Here is a 19789-nt window from a genome sequence, read left to right on the forward strand (position 1 = left end):
AGTAAAGTTAGCGAGAGTAAAGTTAGCGAGAGTAAAGTTAGCGAGAGTAAAGTTAGCGAGGGGAAAGTTAGCGAGAGTAAAGTTAGCGAGGGGAAAGATACGAGGGGGAAGGTACGAGGGGAAAGGTACGAGGGGAAAGGTACGAGATGCGAGGTAGCAGCGATTTTACATCGCGTCCTAGGCCCTAGCACCTAGCGCCTGATGTTTTCATTCGTAGGCGTGAAACGTGTTTCGCGCGTCTGACGGCTGATAGCTGAAGGCTGACAGCTCCTTTTACTATCGTTGTGGGGTTATCAACACTCGATAACCCCACATTTCTGACTTACAGCTTAGAGCTCAGAACTTAAAGCTTAAAGCTTAAGGTAAGCTATTGAACTGTTGCTTTTAGGCCGCGGCGTTTTAATAACGCTGACGTGTCTGGCTCTTGACCTCGGAATGCTTTGAACGATTCCATTAAGTCACGTGAGTTACCCACTTCTAAAATTTCTTTACGGTATTTTTCACCCATTTCGCGAGTTAAACCACCTTGCTCTTGAACATATGCAAAGGCGTCTGCCGCTAAGATTTCACTCCACATGTAAGCATAGTAACCCGCTGAGTAACCGCCGCCCATTGAGTGCGAGAAGAAGGCTGACTTATAGCGAGGTGGTACAAATGGTACATCAACACCATGTTTTGCAAGCGCTTGTTGCTCAAACTTTTCAATGTCTTGTAATGGTGCATCAGCAGAAAGTGAATGCCACTCCATATCAAGTAATGCAGCTGCAACGTACTCTAGGGTATCAAAACCTTGGTTGAAGCTACGTGATTGAATTACTTTTTTCAGTAGCTCATCAGGAATTGGCTCGCCAGTTTTATGGTGTTTTGCATAGTTAGCGATAACTTCAGGGTACATTGCCCAATCTTCTTCAAAAGTTGATGGGAACTCAACGAAGTCACGTGATACTGAGGTGCCAGATAGAGTCGGGTACTTCACGTTTGAGAACATGCCGTGTAAGCCATGACCTAGCTCGTGGAAAATCGTTGTTGCTTCATCGTAGCTGATAAGCGTAGGTTCGCCATTCGCGCCTTTTTGAATGTTCATAACGTTTACGACAACTGGCTTTTGTTCTTTAAGGCCAGATTGTTTAACGAATGAGCTCATCCATGCACCGCCACGCTTACCTTCACGCGCAAAGTAGTCAGCAAAGAAAATGGCTAAGCTCTTTCCATTTTCATCAAATAACTCATAGGCTTTTACATCAGGGTGGTAAACCGGAATATCGTTACGTGGTTTAAAGGTGATGCCGTATAAACGGTTCATGGTGAAGAATACGCCGTCTTCTAAAACGCGGTTGAACTCGAAATATTCTTTCACTGCATTTTCGTCAAGGTTGTATTTATCTTTACGCACTTGCTCTGCGTAGAATAACCAATCCCATGGCTGTAATTTGAACTGCTCACCTGACTCATCAATCTTAGCTTGAATAGCCGCCGCTTCTGCGTTTACGTTCTGCATTAATGCAGGGATCATGCTTGCAAACATATCAAATACAGCTTGTGGTTTTTTCGCCATTTGCGACTCTAAACCAAAATCAGCCCAGCTGTCGTAACCTAATAGTTTCGCTTTTTGAGCACGTAAGTGAGCAAGTTCTGCCACGATATCACGGTTACTATTTTCGCCCGATAATGCACGCTCAGCCGATGCACGCCATACTTTTTCACGTAAATCACGGTTTTTCAGTGTTGCCAGAATAGGCTGACGCGTGGTGTTTGTGATCTTAATTAGGTATTTACCAGGGTGACCTGCTTCTGCAGCGGCATTGGCAAGCTGCTCAATTTGACCTGCTGGTAAGCCCTCAAGCTCTGCTTTGTCATCCACTAAAACAACATTTGTTTTAGTAAGCGCTAATAAGTTTTGTGAGAACTGAGTTGTTAAGCTCGAGTGCTTTGTATTGATATCACGAATTTGTTGTTTTTGCTCTGCACTTAATTTTGCACCAGCACGCACAAAACGTTTGTAGTAAACGTCTAATAAACGCTTTTCTTCAGCAGTTAAGGCAAGGCTGTCAGCTTCGCTGTGAATAGCCGCTACTTTCTCAAAAAGTGCTTTATTTAAGAAAATGTTGTCGCTATGAGCCGCTAGTTTTGGCGCTAACTCTTTTTGTAATTCACGACGTGCCGGATTTGAATCCGTACCCGCTAGATTATAAAAAATACTGCGTGTGCGTGTTAATAGCTCACCACTTTTCTCGAGCGCAACAATCGTATTGGCAAAATCAGGCTTTGCTGGATTGTTGATAATAGCTTGCACTTCAGCCATTTGCTCAGACATGCCTTTATTAAATGCCGGCATGAAATGTTCATCTTTAATCGCACTGAAATCAGGCGTTTCGTATTGTAATACGCTTTTCACAAACAGTGGGTTAGCTTGCTCATTTGCAGCAACAGGGGCTGATTGCTCTGATTTAGGCGTTGATGTTGTTGTTTGCGGTTCTGAACAGGCTGTAAGTAACAGCGCAGAACTGATCGCGGTTGCGATTAGGTGTTTCATAGTTTTTCTCTTGTCATTTTTAAAATTAAATTGTGTCGATATAACCTTGCACATACGTTTTATAAGCTCTTGATTTGCATAGCGGTTAAAACGGATTACAAAAAGATGCTAAAAAAGCACTTATATGAGGCAGGTATCACCATGTGATCAATGAGCCCAGCATACTGTGTCTTATTACAATTGACCTCATACGTTGCGATAAGGTGATTATTGGCTGCGATAAGCCGTTAAAATTCTCTAAGATCGGAAAGCCACTTATAACTTTACAGCTTAAATAGCCCGACCCAATTGATCTTTTTGACTCATAACAGTGTCCAAATAAAAACTTTGTGGTATGTTATATTGTAACAATTTGGTCTGCAATCAATCTTGCCATGGAGTGCATTTTTTTACGATAAGTTGCAAATGTTGCTGAATAAGCAAGGAGTCATATGGCTATCATAATCAAACACGCCTGCGTTGTTAATGAAGGGCAGCGCGCATTAAATGATGTAAGAATTGTAGGTGATCGAATCGCTGAAATTGCTGCAGATATCAGCGCTAAGGCCAATGATAAGGTAATTGATGCAAGCGGCCTGTTGCTATTACCAGGCATGATCGACGATCAAGTACATTTTAGAGAGCCAGGTTTAACCCACAAAGGTACGATCGCCAGTGAATCCGCCGCCGCAGTGGCTGGTGGCATTACAAGTTTTATGGAAATGCCCAATGTTTCACCATCGACTACCACGGCAAAAGCACTTGCAGATAAATACGCGATAGCGGCACAAACGAGCTCTGCGAATTATGCGTTTTATTTTGGCGCAACCCCAAACAACCTCGATGAAATAAAGGCCCTTGATGCCAAAAGTGTATGTGGTGTTAAAGTGTTTATGGGGGCATCAACAGGCGATTTACTGGTTGAGCACCCTCATGCTCTAGAGGCCATTTTTCGGGAAAGCCCAGTACTCATTGCCACCCATTGTGAGCAAGGCGAAGTTATTCAACAGAATCAGCGCCGTTTAGCAAAGCGCTATGGGGAGTTACGTATCGAACATCACCCATTTATTCGCGATGAGTTAGCGTGTTATGCATCATCATCGTATGCCGTATCGCTGGCAAAACGCTATGGCTCACAGTTACATGTTTTACACCTTACAACAGCAAAAGAACTAGTGCTATTTAGTAACGCACCCATAGAGCAAAAGCACATAACTGCCGAAGCTTGCGTGCATCATTTGTGGTTTAACCAAGATGATTACGCAAACTATGGCAATCAAATTAAATGTAACCCTGCCATAAAATCAGAGCAAGACCGCCAAGCGCTACTCGCAGCAGTACGCGATGGTCGCATTGATATTATTGCCACCGATCATGCCCCTCACACTTGGCAAGAAAAGCAGCAAAAATACAGCGCTGCACCTGCCGGCCTCCCTTTAGTCGAACATGCATTACTGTCGTTACTTGAGCAGGTAAAACGTGGTGCGTTGAGCCTTGAGCAAGTTGTTGAAAAAACAGCGCATAACGTGGCAAAGCGATTTGCTATCGAAGAGCGAGGGTTTATCAGAGAAGGTTATTTTGCTGATTTAGTCCTGGTTGACCCAAATGCAGAAAAGTACGTTGAGCATACAAACACACATTACTTATGCCAATGGACTCCTTTCAATGGCACCACTTTTTCACACCGAATAACACATACCTTTGTAAATGGTGAGTGTGTCTTTGATGGGCAACAAGTGACCCCGCACAAACAGGCCGCTAAGGCCTTAACATTCAATCGTTAAAAGAAGTGGATATGCAATTACCCGATATTACCTCGCACTCTAATGTAGATTTTCAGTCACCTTTAAAATGGGTTGGCATGGAGAAAATAGCATTGCCTTTGAAGCTTGCACAAACTCATGTTGATGTGCACCTGAATACCAAAGCTGATGTGTTTGTTAGCCTTGATAGCGATGCAAAAGGCATTCATATGTCACGTCTTTATTTATTACTTAATCAGCAATTGGCTAAACAAAGCTTAACGAGTCAACGTGTTAGTGAGTTTATGGAGGCCGTTTTAGCATCACAAAAAGGCTTAAGTAAAGGCGCAAAGTTGGTGCTACAATTTGATTTACCACAGCTAAAACCAGCGCTACTTAGTGACCATGCTGGATACAATGCATACCCTGTCGTTTTAACGATTACTAAGCAGCAATCGCTCACCATTAACTTAAAAGCCGATATTGCCTACAGTAGCACCTGCCCATGTTCAGCGGCATTATCGAGGCAGCTTTTGAGCGAGGCCGTCGATAAGCAATTTAGTGATGAGCATATAGATAAAGCCTCTTTACTCAATTGGCTTGCAAGTGAACAGGGCTCAATTGCAACTCCCCATAGCCAGCGCTCTTATGCGTATGTCGATGTCACTTTTAGTAGTGAAAAGCTACCTGATATTAGCGGCTTTATCACAGTATGTGAGCAAGCCATAGGCACCCCAGTACAAACCGCCGTAAAGCGTGAAGATGAACAAGCATTTGCAGCCCTTAACGCAAAAAACTTACTGTTTTGCGAAGATGCAGCAAGGCGATTAAAGCAGTGTTTCGAAACCATGCCGGGTATTGCTGATTACCAATTTAAGGTTGAGCACCAAGAAAGCTTACATGGCCACAATGCGGTCGTTTATGAGTCTAAATATTAGGTTCATGAACCTTAAGTGGTTTACAAACTTTGACATTTGCGGTCGCAAATTATTGCTATTGGCTAGCATAATGACAATGATACGAGCGCTAAAAAGATAAACATAACAAATATAAAGGACGACTATGCGATTTAAATTTATTGCTGCTGCAGTGGGTCTCGCTGTAGCAAATGTTGCTGTTGCCGACGAAGGCATGTGGCAACCTCACCAGTTACCAGAACTTGAATCTATCCTAAAAGCTAAAGGCTTGAGCATTGATGTAGAGTCAATTTCAAAACTGACTGAGTTTCCGATGAATGCGGTAATTAGCCTTGGTGGCTGTACCGCTTCGTTTGTTTCACCAAAAGGCTTAGTTGTAACAAACCATCACTGTGCCTATGGTTCGATTCAATATAACTCAACGACCGAGAACAATATTTTAGAAAATGGCTTTTTAGCTAAAACAACGGGCGAAGAAGTGCCTGCATCTCCAGGTTCTCGTGTTTATGTAACAGAGCAAGTGACCGACGTTACAGCAAAAGTAAATAAAGGGACTGAACAGCTAACCGGAAAAGCACGCTTTGATGCTATTGAAGCAAATGAAAAAGCACTTGTTAGTGAGTGTGAGCAAGACAAGAGCTACCGCTGTAATGTGTATACTTTCCACGGTGGTCTTGAGTACTACCTTATTAAGTCGCTTGAAATAAAAGATGTACGTTTAGCCTATGCCCCAGCGATGGGCGTCGGTAAATACGGCGGTGATATCGACAACTGGATGTGGCCGCGCCACACAGGTGATTTCTCGTTCTATCGCGCGTATGTTGGCAAAGATGGCAAGCCAGCTGAATATTCAGAAGACAACGTGCCGTACCAAAGTGATGCGTTTTTAAAAGTAAGTGCTAAAGGCGTACAAGAAGGCGATTTTGTGATGGTTACCGGTTATCCGGGCAGCACAAACCGTTACCGCATTTCGCCTGAAGTTGACTATGTGTTTAATACAGCCTATCCATTAGCGCGTAAATATAACTCTAAATATGTCTCGTTAATTGAAGAAAATGCCCCGGATGGTTCAGAGGCACGTATCGCTTATGAAAGCACGATTGCGGGTTACAACAACTACATTAAAAACTACGGCTCAATGATTGAGAGCTTCAATAAAGGGTCAATGTATAGCCGTAAGCAACAATTCGAAAGAGATCTTACTGCTTGGATCAATCAAGATAGCAACCGCAAAGCTAAATACGGACACGTACTTGCTGATTTAACAGCGTTAGTTGCACAGTCACAAGAGCATAACCAGCGCGACCGTATGTTAGGGTATGTACACCGTTCACAAATGATGTCATCTGCACGCATGCTATACCGTTTAGCTTATGAAAAACAAAAGCCAGACGCTGAGCGCGAAAGCGGTTATCAAGAGCGTGATATGCCACGCATTAAATCACGTTTAGAAAGCATGAGTCGTCGTTATGATGAAACCGTTGATAAAGCCATTTTACTGTACTTTATTGAGCAGTATGCAGCCTTACCAAGCGATGAGCGCGTTGCTGAGGTTGATAAAGCACTTGGTTTGAGCAATGGCTTTGATAAACAAAAACAGCAAGCCTTGCTTGATGATATGTATGCTAAATCGGTTCTTGCAGATGAAAGCAAACGTTTATGGATGACAGAACTTGACCTTGCACAGTTAAAGCAAAGTAGCGATCCATTCATTCAGTATGCGCATGCAATCTTTGCAGTCACAAAAGATATTGAAGATGCGAAAAAAGAGCTGGCCGGTAAACAGCAAGCTGCTCGCCCTGCATTAATGGAAGCAATCATTGCTTATAACAAGGCACTTAATAAACCTGTTTATGCAGATGCTAATAGCACCTTACGGGTAACTTACGGTACGGTAGGCGGCTATTCACCGCAAGATGGCTTAGTGGCAACCCCCTTTACATCGTTAGAAGGCCTGCTTGCTAAAAATACTGGTGTTGAACCATTCAACTCACCAGAAAAGCAAAATCAGTTAATTAAGCAAAAGCTTTATGGCGATTACACAGGCGGTATGAATACTGTTCCGGTTAACTTTTTATCGAATGTAGATACCACAGGTGGTAACTCAGGCTCTCCAACGTTAAACGGTAATGCTGAGCTCGTTGGTTTGTTATTTGATGGTGTTTACGAAAGCATTATTGGTGATTGGGATTACGATGAAAATTTAAATCGCTCAATTCACGTTGATTCACGATATATGCTGTGGGTGATGGATAAAGTTGATAATGCTCAAAACCTACTTAAAGAGATGACTATCGTTAAGTAATCTAAGTTTAAGGTTAATTTAAGCATTAAAATGCCAGTCTAACAGACTGGCATTTTTGTTTTTTATAAAAATAAAAGTACTGAATTTCATAAGGTTGAAAAATATTTATAAAAATTAATTTTTCTTAAGTTTTATTTAAGTTTCGCTCGATAAATTTTACACATAACCTAAGTGGAGCGAACAATTATGCTTTCAGTTCAACAATCACATCAAACTCAAGTTCAAGAGCCGGCCTTTGTTTGCACTCGTGAAGGAGGTCAATTCCGTGACCGTCTCGAGAGTAATATCAAGCAAGGTTTTGCTGCAGCTTATGATGCGAAAATTTCGCAGTTCATGCCGCTACTGTGTGAGCTTAATGTTGATGATGAAGTATGTACGTTAGGTCTTCGCTCTGCATCACAACCTTTGTTTATTGAACAATACCTCCCTGCGTCTATTGAGCACTTTGTAGGTGCCAAGCGTGAGCACATTTTTGAGCTAGGTAATTTATGCTCAACGCATCGAAAAGCCACCTTGGCACATTTTGTTTTAATGAACGAAGCACTCTATCAAGCAGGGGCAAAATATTTAGTGTTTTGTGCAACCCGTAAAGTGAGAGCGCTATTAAAAATGCTGGGTGTAAATTGCAAAGAAATCGGTGTTGCCAATGCACAAGCACTACAAGATCCAGCAAGCTGGGGGAGCTATTACGATAATCAACCAACCATTTGTGTGGTTGACCTAAACGAAGCACATCAACGTGTATTAAATACCCCCGTTTTATTCAATATCAAACAGCAGTGTTTACAGTCATCCCTTGAATTGGCTGTCTATTTGGAGGCGTTATGAGCTGGTTAACACAGTTACCGCATAAGGATAGCGACACCTTGATGGTTTGCCATCAAAGTGAAGGTGTGCGCTCACTAACTAAACAAGAATTTACAGAACAAGTGGCTCGTTTGCTTCCTACCTTGGCTGAATTTGATGCCCAGGGTGTTGCTTACCAATTAGATAACACACCCGCTTGGTGTGTATTAGAAGCTGCGCTTAGCGAACTTCAAAGAGTGGCGATTCCACTACCAACGTTTTTTACTGCCCAGCAAATTGCGTTTGGTTTGCAAAACAGTGGGGCAGGGTTATTTGTATGTGACCGCGCTTATGAAGGTGAGCATGCAAAATTAGTGGCGCTAGTGGATGTATGTAAGCATTACCCTTTATATGTTTATCAATTGAGTAATACACAGTCTGTACCTTATTTTGCAAACACGCAAAAGATTACCTTTACGTCGGGCTCAACGGGCACACCTAAAGGGGTGTGTTTATCGCTTGAGAGTCAAATGCAGGTAGCGACATCACTTTATCAAAGCATTGGTTTAGAAAAACCAAACCATTTATGTTTACTGCCGCTACCGGTTTTACTTGAGAATTTAGCGGGTGTGTATGCGCCGCTATTAGCAGGTGGCACAGTTAACTTAGTGCCTTTAGCGGAACTTGGCTTTTCTGGTGCACAGTTACTTGAACCACGCAAATTGATAGCAGCAATTGAACGCACTGAGCCAAATACCCTTATTTTAGTGCCTGAGTTACTGACTTGTTTAGTGGCTTTTGCAAAGCAAGGCTGGCAAGTACCTACAAGCTTAAAGTTTATTGCTGTAGGTGGCGCGGTTGTAAGCCAAGCGCTTATTAAGCAAGCTCGTGAGCTCGGTTTACCCGTTTATCAAGGCTATGGTTTATCTGAATCTTCATCGGTGGTGAGCCTAAATACACAGACTGATGATGACATTGACACCGCAGGGCGAGTGCTAAAGCACATTCAATACAAAATTGAAAATGGCCAGCTTTATATCAAAGGCTCATTGTTTTTGGGGTACTTAGGTCAAGCAGCGCAAAATGCTGACGATTGGTATGCAACCGGCGATCTCGTTACTGAGCAAGCAGGTCGCTTGATTATACAAGGCCGCTTGAAAAATCAGCTTATCACCAGCTTTGGGCGCAATATCAGTGCCGAGTGGCCAGAGTCGTTATTGCTTAGCCACAGCCAAGTACAACAAGCTGTGGTGATTGGCGAAGGCCAGGCATTTTTAGCCGCGCTTATCTATGCAAACCAAGCGATGAGTGACGCTGAACTTGCTGCCCATATTACGGCACAAAACGCGCAACTACCCGAATACGCACAGATCAGAAAATGGCATCGAATGGCAGAGCCTATGAGCCACACGCAAGGTTTATTAACCAGCAATAATCGCCCTAAACGCGATGTTATTAATCAATTTTTTGCTACAGAGATTTCAGCACTTTATCAAGAGGCGACGAGCATGAGTCAATTTTTCAATACATTACAAGCCGAAACACAGAAAGAACGTGACTACCTTTTAGCTGCGCCGATTATCGGCCGCGTTTTTAAAGGTGAAGTAAGCCTAAGTGAATATGCATCGTTCTTAACGCAAGCTTATCACCATGTTAAGCATACAGTACCACTGCTGATGGCAGTCGGTGCAAAGCTGAGCGATAAACAAGAGTGGCTGCGCGAAGCTGTTGCAGAATATATCGAAGAAGAGTTAGGCCACCAAGAATGGGTGCTAAACGATATTGCAGCATGCGGTTTTGATAAAGAGCTAGTACGTCATTCTCGTCCACAGTTTTCGACCGAATTAATGGTGTCGTACGCCTACGATGCAATTAATCGCGGTAACCCATTAGCATTCTTTGGCATGGTTCATGTGCTTGAAGGCACTTCGATTGCATTAGCCGATAATGCAGCAGGGCAAATCCGTGAGGTTGTAGGTTTACCTAAAAAGGCGTTTACCTACCTTACTTCGCACGGTGCACTTGATATTGAACATGTGAAGTTTTTCGAAAATCTTATGAACAAAATTGATAACGAGGACGACCAGCAAGCCATCATTCACGCCGCAAAATGTTTTTATAAACTGTACGGCAATATTTTCCGTGACCTCGATTCAGAACCTTTCTTTAGCGAGGCTGACTTGGAGCAAAGCGCATGAGTAGCCCAGTTTGTGTGCTAACCGGTGCAACAGGGGGGATTGGCCGTGCTATTGCCCTTCGCCTTGCAAAAGAAGGTTGGCGTTTATTACTTGTTGGTCGAAATGTGAAGCAACTTGCTGCACTGCAATTGGAATGTGGCAATGATGCTGAGTATTTTCAGGCTGACCTAAGTAACAGCGAATCTCGCGACGATCTTGCTAAGTTTGCTCAGCAAATTGGCGGGGCAACGTTACTAATCAATAACGCAGGCGTTAATGTAATGCAGGGGTTTAGTGAAATTAGCGAACAGCAAATTGATCACCTGTTAAATATTAATCTGCATGTGCCTATTAAATTGTGTCAGCTGTTTTTACCTCAAGTGACCCGCAATAAAGGCACGATTGTCAATATTGGTTCATCGTTTGGCAGCATTGGTTATCCGTATCAAACCTTGTACTGCGCAAGCAAGTTTGGCCTAAGAGGGATGACCGAAGCCCTTGCCAGAGAGCTCAGCCATAGCGATGTCAAAGTATTGTATTTAGCGCCTCGTGCCACCGATACCGCGATTAATTCGCCGCAAGTACGCGCGATGAATAAAGAGCTGGGCAACACCATGGATCCGCCAGAAAAAGTGGCTGATGCATTAATAGATTTAATTAAATCAAAAAAACGTCGTCGTTTTATTGGTTTTCCAGAAACATTATTTGCCCGTATTAACGGTGCATTTCCATCACTCGTTGATAACGCAATAGCAAAACAACTTCCTAAAATTAAAAGTTTTTTTGCCAACTAAATTGATTAAGGTGAATGATTATGACTAAACTAAATTTTAAAGCCCTAATGATGTTAGGTGTTATCATGGCTGCGCCTGCAAAAGCCGACTTTAATAGCGATTTAAGTTCGGTGCAAAAACAGTGGGCAGTGGTGAATTACGAATTAGTTGAAGATGCGCAGTTAGATGCATTCGAAAAGTTAGCGAGCGAAACCGCAGAGTTTACCAAAGCCAACGACCAGCAAGCAGCTAGCCATATTTGGTACGGTATTGTGTTATCGAGCTATGCAGGTGCAAAAGGGGGCTTAGGTGCGCTAGGTCTTGCAAAAGATGCGAAAGCACAATTTGAAAAAGCGCTAAGCCTAGATCCAAAAGCGCTTGATGGCTCAGCATACACCAGCCTTGCAACCTTATACGGTAAAGTACCTGGTTGGCCAATTGGTTTTGGTGATGACGATGAAGCGAAAAAATTGTTTAAGCAAGCGCTTGAGCTAAACCCGCGTGGTATCGATAGCAACTATTTATATGCGTCATTCCTGTATGACGAGCGCAAGTATAAATCAGCTAGAGAGTTTTTATTGGTTGCACAGCAAGCGCCAGCGCGCCCTGATAGACCAAAAGCAGATCTTTACCGCCAACAAGAAATTACTAAACTATTGGCTAAGGTAGAGAAAAAAATAAAGAGATAAACTATGCATTTATTGCTCGTTGAAGACGACCATTTAGTGGCAGAAGGCCTGTGTCGTTCTTTACGTCAACAAGGATACAGTGTTGAACATAGTTCGACCGTTAAGTCAGCGATGCAATGGCTGCAAAATGATGAAATTGAGCTGGTAGTCCTTGATTTAGGACTACCAGACGGTGATGGCATCGACATTTTAAAACACATCAAAAAGCATCGTAAAAACCTGCCCGTGGTGATTTTAACGGCTCGGGGCAGTATTGATGATAAAGTCATGGGGCTAGATTTAGGTGCTGATGATTACCTAGCAAAGCCTTTTGATCCCGCAGAATTATTTGCCCGTCTTCGGGTTGCCAGCAGGCGTGTGACCCAAGCTCAGACCAGCACTTTAAAAGTCGGTGATGTTGAAATGGACACCGCCGCTTTTACCGTGAGTTTTCAAGGTGAGCCAGTAAACTTGCCACGTAAAGAGTTTATGCTCCTAAAAGCCTTGCTAGAAAACCAAGGCCGCGTGCAATCAAAACAGCAGTTAGAGAATAAACTCTATGAATGGGGCGAAGAGGTGGGGTCAAATACCATCGAAGTGCACATTCATCACTTGCGTAAAAAATTCCCAAAAGAGTTTATTAAAACCTTACGCGGCATTGGTTATGTGGTGGGTAAGCGCTAGTGTCAATTCGTAAAAGGCTGACTCTACTTATTTTGTCTATGGTGATCTTAACCTGCTTTTTGGCATTTACTAAAGGTTACCGTGAAAGTATGAATCAGGCTGAAGCACTGCTTGATAACGAGCTGGTAACGCTGGCGCATGTGTTACTCGAGCAGCCACTCAATAAAGAAGCTCCGGCCTATACGAGTGATCTACCGCAGTTATTATTTCAAGTTTGGGTTGATGACAGCTTGGCCTCAAGCTCAAAATCATTGCAGCATAACTCTAGCAATCAAAGTCAGTGGCAAAGCGGGTTTAGTGTTGAGAATTTGGCTGGGCAACGCGTCAAAGTGTATCGCTTAAGCGAAGGTAATAAGCGCGTGCTTATTGCAGAGCCTTTGAGTAAACGTGTGGCGCTAACCGAAACCGTGATTCTATCGGCCATGACGCCGCTGTTGTGGAGTGTGCCTATCCTTGCTCTCCTTATTAGTGTGTTTGTAAAACAAGGGCTTGCGCCACTAACTCGGTTATCAAATCAACTTAAACATCGTCAAGCAAATGACTTTACTGCAATCCCTTGGCAAACCCCAGAGCAAGAAATAAAACCCGTAATTAGCCGCTTAAACGATCTATTCAAACGGGTTGAAAGTGCCTATTTACGAGAGCGCTTTTTTGCTTCTGATGCGGCCCACGAACTGCGTACCCCGCTCAGTAGTTTAAAAATCAATGTGCATAATTTAGTGGCTCAAGGTGTTGAGAGTGTTGAGCTTGATGCGATGGAAAAAGGCGTTGATAAACTGAGCAATATCGTTGAGCAAATGCTGATTTTGGGGCGTACTTATCCAGAGCAATGGCAAGCGCAATTTAGCCCCGTGTCGGTGTTAGAAATTAGCCAACAAGTTGTTGCACAACTTTATGATCGTATTGACGAAAAAGAGCATACCATTAGCATTGATGGCGATGATTTTATCATTGCCGGTGACGAATTCACCTTAGTTACTTTGTTTGGCAATTTACTGAGTAACGCCATAAAATATACCCCAGCTGTGGGAGAAATTTGTATTACGCTGAAAACCGAAAATAATCGTTTTATTTGGCAAATAGATGACTCGGGCCCAGGTATTGATGAAGCTCAAAAACAGCGCATTTTTAACCGTTTTTACCGTGTGGGTGGTGATAAACATCCATCAGGTGAACAAGGAGCCGGGCTTGGTATGGCCATTGTTGAACACATAGTCTCGATTTATAACGCTGATATTGCTTTAGCAGATAGTCACCTTGGTGGCTTGCGAGTGAGTGTCTCTTTTATGCAAGGAGATGTCAGTGAATAAATGGATTTTAGCGCTTTCTATGCTGCTACTATGTATGTCGTCTTGGCTTGCCTATGCCAAAGAGTACAAGCTGATTTTAAAAGATCATTTGTTTTACCCCGCTGAAATAACAGTACCTGCCAATAAAAAGTTGCGATTAGTTATCGAAAACCAAGATGACACCCCAGAAGAGTTCGATAGCTTTGACTTAAACCGTGAAAAAGTGCTCTACCCAGGTCGTACGAGTGTCATTTATATCGGACCGCTCAGCCCTGGACGTTATGATTTTTTTGGAGAATTTTCGCCTAATACGGCGCGAGGTACTGTCGTGGCTACGGAGGTGAATGATGCTGATAACTAGTTTATTAATGAGCATTAATCAGCTTTTACCTGTGGTTATTTTAGCTGTGCTTTTGAGTTTGATCGTGCCTTTAAGTCAGCGCCAGCTGAGTATTTATGCCGTTATTGGTACCCTGATGAGCTTAGTATTTGTACAAGCCGCTGCTTGGGTGAGTCAGTTATTTGATCACCGAGGCTTAGAGTTCATACAAATGCTGCTGTGTATAATGATTTTTGTCGCTGCACTGATGAGTTGTCAGCAACGAAAAATGGCGGCTGCACTGGCCTTGATTGCAACCATGACCTTGTATTTAAGCCATTACATGATCTATTTGGTCAGCTTTTGGCACAGTAAAGATACCGCTGAGCCATTGATACTCGGTACATGTTTAGGTGTGGGCATATGTATTAGTTTTGGTGTGTTATTGTTCTTTTTACTGGAAAGTATTGTCAGACGTGCAGGTGTGCAGCCTTTAGTCGTGCTGCTTGCCTTTAATGCAACAGCAAAGTTATTGATATTTCTTGATTTAGCAAGCCAGGTCGACTTACTTGACGTGACCTCAAATTATTTAGATTGGCGTGGGTTTTTAGTTGAAAACTCAGAGCTTGGGCGCGTATTAAAAGCCTTAGTGGGCTACGAAGCCACGCCGAGTAAAACAGCGCTCTGGGTGTATGTTATTGCTGCTGTAGTATTTATTGCCTTAGCGCGCGTTTTAAAAATTAAAAAGACAGAGGAGCCAGTATGCGGTTCTTAATAATTAGCTTAAGTTGCTTGTTGTTAGCAAGTGTCAGCCAAGTCGCGCAGGCAGATGGCATGGTGGTTGATAAAGTATATCACCCTTATGTGATGCCGTTTGAACGTGAGGTTGAGTGGCGTTTAGTGTCTCGGCAAACCGATAACGGTAATGTACTGGCGCAGCGAGGAGGCTTTGGTGGCGCAATTAACGACACCATGAGTCTTGAGGGCTACTTAGTTGGCGAACGAGATGATAACGGTGATTTTGGCTTATCTTCGTATGAGCTTGAGTTACGTTGGCAGCTAGTTGAGCAAGGCCGTTTATGGGCCGATTGGGGAGCGTTATTTGAGCTTGAAAAACAGCATAATATCGATGCATACGAAGCAACAACTGGGTTTTTATGGGAAAAAGAGTTTGGCCGTACAAGCCTGACTATGAACGCATTTTTAGTGTATGAATGGGGCGCTGATATTGCAAACGAGTGGGAGAGCGAGTTTCGCTTACAATACCGTTATCGCTATCGTTCGGCCTTTCAACCATCGATAGAAATCTATGCGGGAGAGGACTTTTTTGGGGTTGGTCCAGGCTTTATTGGGCTACACAGATTTAGCCCTAAACGCCAGTTAAAATGGGAAGCAGGTTTTATTAGTGAGCTTAGCCAATCAGGCAAAGATCATAGCTTTCGCTTGGCTTTAGAGTTTGAATTTTAATGTCGATAGTGTTTGACTTATCAAACTAACTCTATATAGTGGGCACCAGCTAGAAAGAAAGCGTGTAATTAATAAATCTTTATTTCGTTGTTGTATAAGTAATACTTGTAGTACCGTCCTGAAGTTTTTAAGTACCATCTCATTTTTTGCTACACCCGCCCACTAGGGCATGTTTAATTTTTTATATCAGGAATAATACTATGTCTAACATCGTATCAGGTACAGTTAAGTGGTTTAACGAATCTAAAGGTTTTGGTTTCATCGAGCAAGAAAATGGTCCAGACGTTTTCGCTCACTTCAGCGCTATCCAATCTGAAGGTTTCAAAACTTTAGCTGAAGGCCAACGTGTAGAGTTCACTCTTTCACAAGGTCAAAAAGGCCCTCAAGCGGACAACATCAAGCCGCTATAATTTTACTGAAAAGTAAAGTTGAGAAGAAGCAAGCTACGGCTTGCTTTTTTTATGCCTAAAAATTGACTGAGTTAATGAATATTTCTATATTTAATGCAGCTGTGTCATTAGAGTGTATTAATTATTTTAAAATATTTGTTGTTAGCGTGCCTAAGCTTTGCACCTGTAGTACTGGCAAAAGACAGTGTCATCATCTACACCGAGCAATTCCCGCCATATAATTTTTCGAACAAAGGGCACTTAGAGGGCATAAACCTCGAGTTTGTCAAAGCGATGTGTGTTGATGCAGACATTGAATGTCAATTCGAGCTCTTGCCTTGGTCTCGGGCATATCACTTAGCCCAGCAAAAGCCGCAATCAGGTCTTGTTTCTACGGCTCGTATACCCGATCGTGAAGCGCTGTTTAACTGGGTTGGTCCACTGGCTTCATCAAGTAACTTCTTTTATCGCTTACAATCAAATGACCGTATTAATCCCATCGATTTATCGCAAGTGAAAGATCATAGTCTGTGCGTGGTAAGAGACAGTATTTACGAAAAATTTGTTGAGAGTATTGGTTTTCGCAGTGAAAAAAATCTTCTCAAAGTGAGTCACTATTACGAGTGCATTAATTTATTTTTCAAAAATAAAATAGAGCTCATTATTGGCTCGGAGCTGTCGTTTAATTACCAATTAATGCAGTACGGTCACCAAGGGCGAGAAGTGGTTAAGTTGGTTGAGTTGCCACTAAATGGCACGGTAGGTAACTTTCTAGCCTTAAATAAGGCCTTACCCGAAGAGCTTGTAAGCCGATTACAGGCAAGTTATGACAAGCTCAGTAAGCAAGGGTTATTAGAGACTTATATTGAGCAATACAAAGCGAATTAAGGTCGCTGTGCGAGCATCATCACCGCATTGTATCTTGGTGTCATGACCACCTCATTAAACGCTGCTTTTAAGGCATCGACGTAACGTTGGTCGGTATTAATATTTGCAGCAAGATAGCCTTTCATGGTTAAAAAGTCGATTGCATGCGCAAAGCTGAAACGAGCTTCATCCAGTGCTAACTGCTCAGCCATCGCCGCTATATAATTTTTATCATCAATAATTAAATCAACCTTGCCCGACATCAACAACTGATACGACTTATTGATATCAGAGGTATAAACCAGCGTATAACCACGCTCAGTTAAGCGTTGTGCCGCTAGGTCATGACGCTGAACCGCAATCTTATATTGCTTAGCTTGCTCGTTTGTAGTGATGTTTATATCGCTGCGAGAGGTTAATTTAACAAAGCCCATTTGATAGGTTGCCACTTCACCAATCCAATGAAAGTGCTGCTCGCGCTCAGCGGTTTTCGCCATACTGTAAATGAAAATGTTCGGCTTCTTCAATGCCATATTGTAGGCACGGGCCCAAGGGTAGAGCTCTATATTCGCGTTCAAATTAGCTTTGGCAAAAATCGCTTTTACTAATTCGGTGCTCTCACCGGCAACTTGGTTATTGATTAAGGTCTGATTGGGTGGCGACAGTTCAGTCACAACGGTTAGAGTCGGCGTGCACAGTGCTGGCCAACTAAAGAAAATGATTAGTAAATAAAGTCGTAAATAGTTCATTTATGTACTTAAAAGGACTTAGTAATTAAATCTTAGCACATAAAACGATAAAAGGGCCTTGCGGCCCTTGGTGAAGTATCGTTCAAGTCAGATAGACCTTTAACCCCTTAAAGTCCTATCCTATTGTTTTGCAACTACGGCTCATCTCATTAAGTTTCTAAGCTAGCGAGAGGAAAAAACCTGCAATTGCTGCACTCATGAGGTTAGCCATAGATCCTGCTAACACTGCTCTGAGCCCTAAGCGTGCGATATCCTTTCGCCGACTAGGCGCCATACCGCCTAATCCACCTAGTAAAATTGCTATCGATGATAAGTTAGCAAACCCACATAACGCGAATGTGACAATCGCTTGTGTGTGCGCACTTAACGTATCGCGATAATTAATAAAGTCGAGGTAAGCAACAAATTCGTTAACTACTACCTTCTGACCTATAAAACTGCCTGCGATTACTGCCTCGCTCCACGGTACACCTAACAACCATGCAACCGGTGCGAATACATAACCTAAAATTTCTTGTAGCGTTAATGTTGGGTGATCAAACCAACCACCAATACCGCCTAATAACCCATTTAGAAGTGCAATAAGTGCTACGAAAGCCAGTAACATCGCACCTACGTTCAGTGCTAGTTGCATACCGTTTGCGGCACCTGATGCGGCTGCATCAATTACGTTAACCGGTTTTTCTTCTTGTACGTCTAAATCAGCTAAATCTTCTTTTGGTGTTTCGGTCTCTGGCACAATCATTTTTGCCATTAAGAAACCACCTGGTGCCGCCATAAAGCTGGCTGCAATTAAGTATTTAAGCTCTACACCAATTGTTACGTAACCTGCCATAACAGAACCGGCTACGGTAGCAAGGCCACCTACCATTACCGCAAATAGCTCTGACTTAGTCATGCTGGCGATAAATGGTTTAACAATCAATGGTGCTTCTGTTTGGCCAACGAAAATATTGGCGGTTGCAGAAAGCGATTCAGGGCGAGAGGTTTTCAATAGCTTTTGTAAGCCACCGCCTAGAATCTTGATTATCCAATCCATTACCCCGATGTGATACAACACAGCAACGAGTGCTGAGAAGAACACGATAACGGGCAATACTTGTATCGCAAAAATAAACCCTAAAGTATCTTGCGATGCCAGTGAGCCAAATAAGAAGCTAATCCCGTCATTGGCATAACCAATAACTGATGAGACGCCTCGAGACATACTTGCCAGTACGTTTTTGCCCACTTCAAAGAACAAGACAAAGCCACCAATTAACACTTGAAGTAAAAAGGCGATGCCCACAGTTCTTAAATTAATTGCTTTACGGTTCGTTGAAGCCGCAAAAGCAATGCCTAGTAGCACAACAATGCCTACTAAGCTCATAAATGTTGTCATACTGACTATTTCCCGTTGTTATTGTTGCAGTAAATATTTTATTTTACTTTTAATTATATCAATGGCAACGCGATTCATACCGCCGCGTGTGACTACGAGATCAGCTTTGTGCTTTGATGGCTCAATAAACTGATAAAACATAGGTCGCACTGTCGCTTGATATTGATCAACAACGGACTGTAATGTTCTGCCACGCTGCTCCATATCTCGTTGCATACGGCGCATAAGGCAGATATCTAACGGTGTATCAATGAACACCTTAATATCAAATTCTTTTCGAAGTGCCGGATCACTCAATAGCAAAATACCCTCAACGATAAGTACTTTTGCAGGTGCCACTCGACGCGTTTCATCGCTACGGGTATGCATTGCATAGTCATAAGTTGGTACGTCTACTGATTTTCCAGCGCGCAATTGAAGTAAGTGCTCATGCAAAAGCTCATGCTCGAAAGCATCAGGATGGTCGTAATTGGTTTGCGTTCGATGGTCAAACGGCAAATGCGACTGGTCTTTGTAATAAGCATCTTCTTCGATCACTGCGATCGCGCCCGGTTCAAGCTCATTGACTAATTCGTTATAAATCGTCTTGCTAAAAAGAGACTTGCCCGACGCAGATGCGCCAGCAATAGCTATAATTGTTCGTGTCACTAAAGTTCTCGCCCACACAGAAGGAAACATTGTTAGGTAGATCACAATAGCAAAAAAGACACGATTAATCTCTTTTGCTTCGCTTAGAGATGCAAATTTATAATGTTTCTGTTTTA

The 19789-nt window shown here is 42.7% G+C and carries 19 protein-coding genes and 1 pseudogene; 15 read left to right on the top strand and 5 right to left on the bottom strand.

From position 1 onward, the window contains the following. Both NH153_RS22060 and NH153_RS11400 read right to left on the bottom strand, forming a co-directional pair. Nucleotides 1–99: pentapeptide repeat-containing protein (locus NH153_RS22060; protein ID WP_156503639.1), on the bottom strand; the 99-nt coding region annotated here is incomplete at its 3' end. A 268-nt stretch (nt 100–367) separates the two neighbouring features. Next, nucleotides 368–2533, bottom strand: a complete 2166-nt coding sequence (locus NH153_RS11400) for a M3 family metallopeptidase (RefSeq protein WP_063703891.1) — start codon at nt 2531–2533, stop codon at nt 368–370. Between the two features lie 431 nt (nt 2534–2964). Between NH153_RS11400 and NH153_RS11405 the strand changes: the two genes are divergently transcribed. The 15 genes and pseudogenes from NH153_RS11405 to NH153_RS11470 all read left to right on the top strand — a co-directional run bounded on the left by NH153_RS11405 (nt 2965) and on the right by NH153_RS11470 (nt 16916). Then, complete coding sequence (locus tag NH153_RS11405) at nt 2965–4296, top strand: dihydroorotase (protein ID WP_063703894.1); 1332 nt, start codon at nt 2965–2967, stop codon at nt 4294–4296. An 11-nt stretch (nt 4297–4307) separates the two neighbouring features. Then, entirely contained in the window at nt 4308–5192 is an 885-nt protein-coding gene (gene folE2, locus NH153_RS11410) for a GTP cyclohydrolase FolE2 (RefSeq protein ID WP_063703897.1), read from the top strand. Between the two features lie 124 nt (nt 5193–5316). Further along, the gene (locus NH153_RS11415) at nt 5317–7476 is read left to right on the top strand and encodes a S46 family peptidase (protein ID WP_063703900.1); all 2160 of its coding nucleotides are present in this window, start codon (nt 5317–5319) and stop codon (nt 7474–7476) included. 186 nt (nt 7477–7662) lie between these two features. Continuing rightward, on the top strand, nt 7663–8304 hold the full coding sequence (locus NH153_RS11420) for a thermostable hemolysin (RefSeq protein WP_063703902.1): 642 nt from the start codon (nt 7663–7665) through the stop codon (nt 8302–8304). Further along, nucleotides 8301–9758 (top strand): annotated as a pseudogene (locus NH153_RS11425) (AMP-binding protein); the annotation flags it as partial. The gene NH153_RS11420 and the pseudogene NH153_RS11425, both read left to right, overlap by 4 nt. A gap of 12 nt (nt 9759–9770) precedes the next feature. Continuing rightward, nucleotides 9771–10460 (top strand): iron-containing redox enzyme family protein, encoded by a 690-nt coding sequence (locus NH153_RS21895; protein WP_105173768.1) that lies wholly within the window; start codon nt 9771–9773, stop codon nt 10458–10460. Next, nucleotides 10457–11233: an SDR family oxidoreductase gene (locus tag NH153_RS11430; protein ID WP_054563176.1), complete on the top strand. Its 777-nt coding sequence runs from the start codon at nt 10457–10459 to the stop codon at nt 11231–11233. Before NH153_RS21895 ends, NH153_RS11430 begins: the two co-directional genes overlap by 4 nt. 20 nt (nt 11234–11253) lie before the next feature. Further along, entirely contained in the window at nt 11254–11901 is a 648-nt protein-coding gene (locus NH153_RS11435) for a tetratricopeptide repeat protein (RefSeq protein WP_063703906.1), read from the top strand. 3 nt (nt 11902–11904) lie between these two features. Continuing rightward, nucleotides 11905–12564 carry a response regulator transcription factor gene (locus NH153_RS11440; protein ID WP_063703908.1) on the top strand — a complete coding sequence of 220 codons (660 nt, stop codon included), beginning with the start codon at nt 11905–11907 and terminating at the stop codon, nt 12562–12564. Next, nucleotides 12564–13874: an ATP-binding protein gene (locus NH153_RS11445; protein WP_063703910.1), complete on the top strand. Its 1311-nt coding sequence runs from the start codon at nt 12564–12566 to the stop codon at nt 13872–13874. Before NH153_RS11440 ends, NH153_RS11445 begins: the two co-directional genes overlap by 1 nt. 19 nt (nt 13875–13893) lie before the next feature. Then, a complete protein-coding gene (locus tag NH153_RS11450) occupies nt 13894–14214 on the top strand; it encodes a cupredoxin domain-containing protein (RefSeq protein ID WP_082874063.1) in 321 nt (106 codons plus the stop codon). Next, the gene (locus NH153_RS11455) at nt 14198–14947 is read left to right on the top strand and encodes an iron transporter (protein WP_233999094.1); all 750 of its coding nucleotides are present in this window, start codon (nt 14198–14200) and stop codon (nt 14945–14947) included. Before NH153_RS11450 ends, NH153_RS11455 begins: the two co-directional genes overlap by 17 nt. Continuing rightward, nucleotides 14935–15639, top strand: coding sequence for a hypothetical protein (locus NH153_RS11460; RefSeq protein WP_063703917.1), 705 nt, complete (start codon nt 14935–14937; stop codon nt 15637–15639). Before NH153_RS11455 ends, NH153_RS11460 begins: the two co-directional genes overlap by 13 nt. Nucleotides 15640–15839: 200 nt before the next feature. Next, complete coding sequence (locus NH153_RS11465) at nt 15840–16049, top strand: cold-shock protein (protein WP_054553399.1); 210 nt, start codon at nt 15840–15842, stop codon at nt 16047–16049. Between the two features lie 138 nt (nt 16050–16187). Then, a complete protein-coding gene (locus tag NH153_RS11470; RefSeq protein ID WP_119852742.1) occupies nt 16188–16916 on the top strand; it encodes a substrate-binding periplasmic protein in 729 nt (242 codons plus the stop codon). Here NH153_RS11470 and NH153_RS11475 read toward each other — a convergent pair. The 3 genes from NH153_RS11475 to udk all read right to left on the bottom strand — a co-directional run bounded on the left by NH153_RS11475 (nt 16913) and on the right by udk (nt 19673). Then, nucleotides 16913–17644, bottom strand: coding sequence for a substrate-binding periplasmic protein (locus NH153_RS11475; RefSeq protein ID WP_063703922.1), 732 nt, complete (start codon nt 17642–17644; stop codon nt 16913–16915). The genes NH153_RS11470 and NH153_RS11475 overlap by 4 nt on opposite strands. Before the next feature lie 157 nt (nt 17645–17801). Next, a complete protein-coding gene (locus NH153_RS11480; protein WP_063703924.1) occupies nt 17802–19025 on the bottom strand; it encodes a NupC/NupG family nucleoside CNT transporter in 1224 nt (407 codons plus the stop codon). A gap of 18 nt (nt 19026–19043) precedes the next feature. Then, nucleotides 19044–19673 (bottom strand): uridine kinase, encoded by a 630-nt coding sequence (gene udk, locus NH153_RS11485; protein ID WP_054553619.1) that lies wholly within the window; start codon nt 19671–19673, stop codon nt 19044–19046. Nucleotides 19674–19789: the final 116 nt, after the last annotated feature.

Origin of the sequence: Pseudoalteromonas gelatinilytica (assembly GCF_001641615.1) — a bacterium.
Classification (GTDB): domain Bacteria; phylum Pseudomonadota; class Gammaproteobacteria; order Enterobacterales; family Alteromonadaceae; genus Pseudoalteromonas; species Pseudoalteromonas gelatinilytica.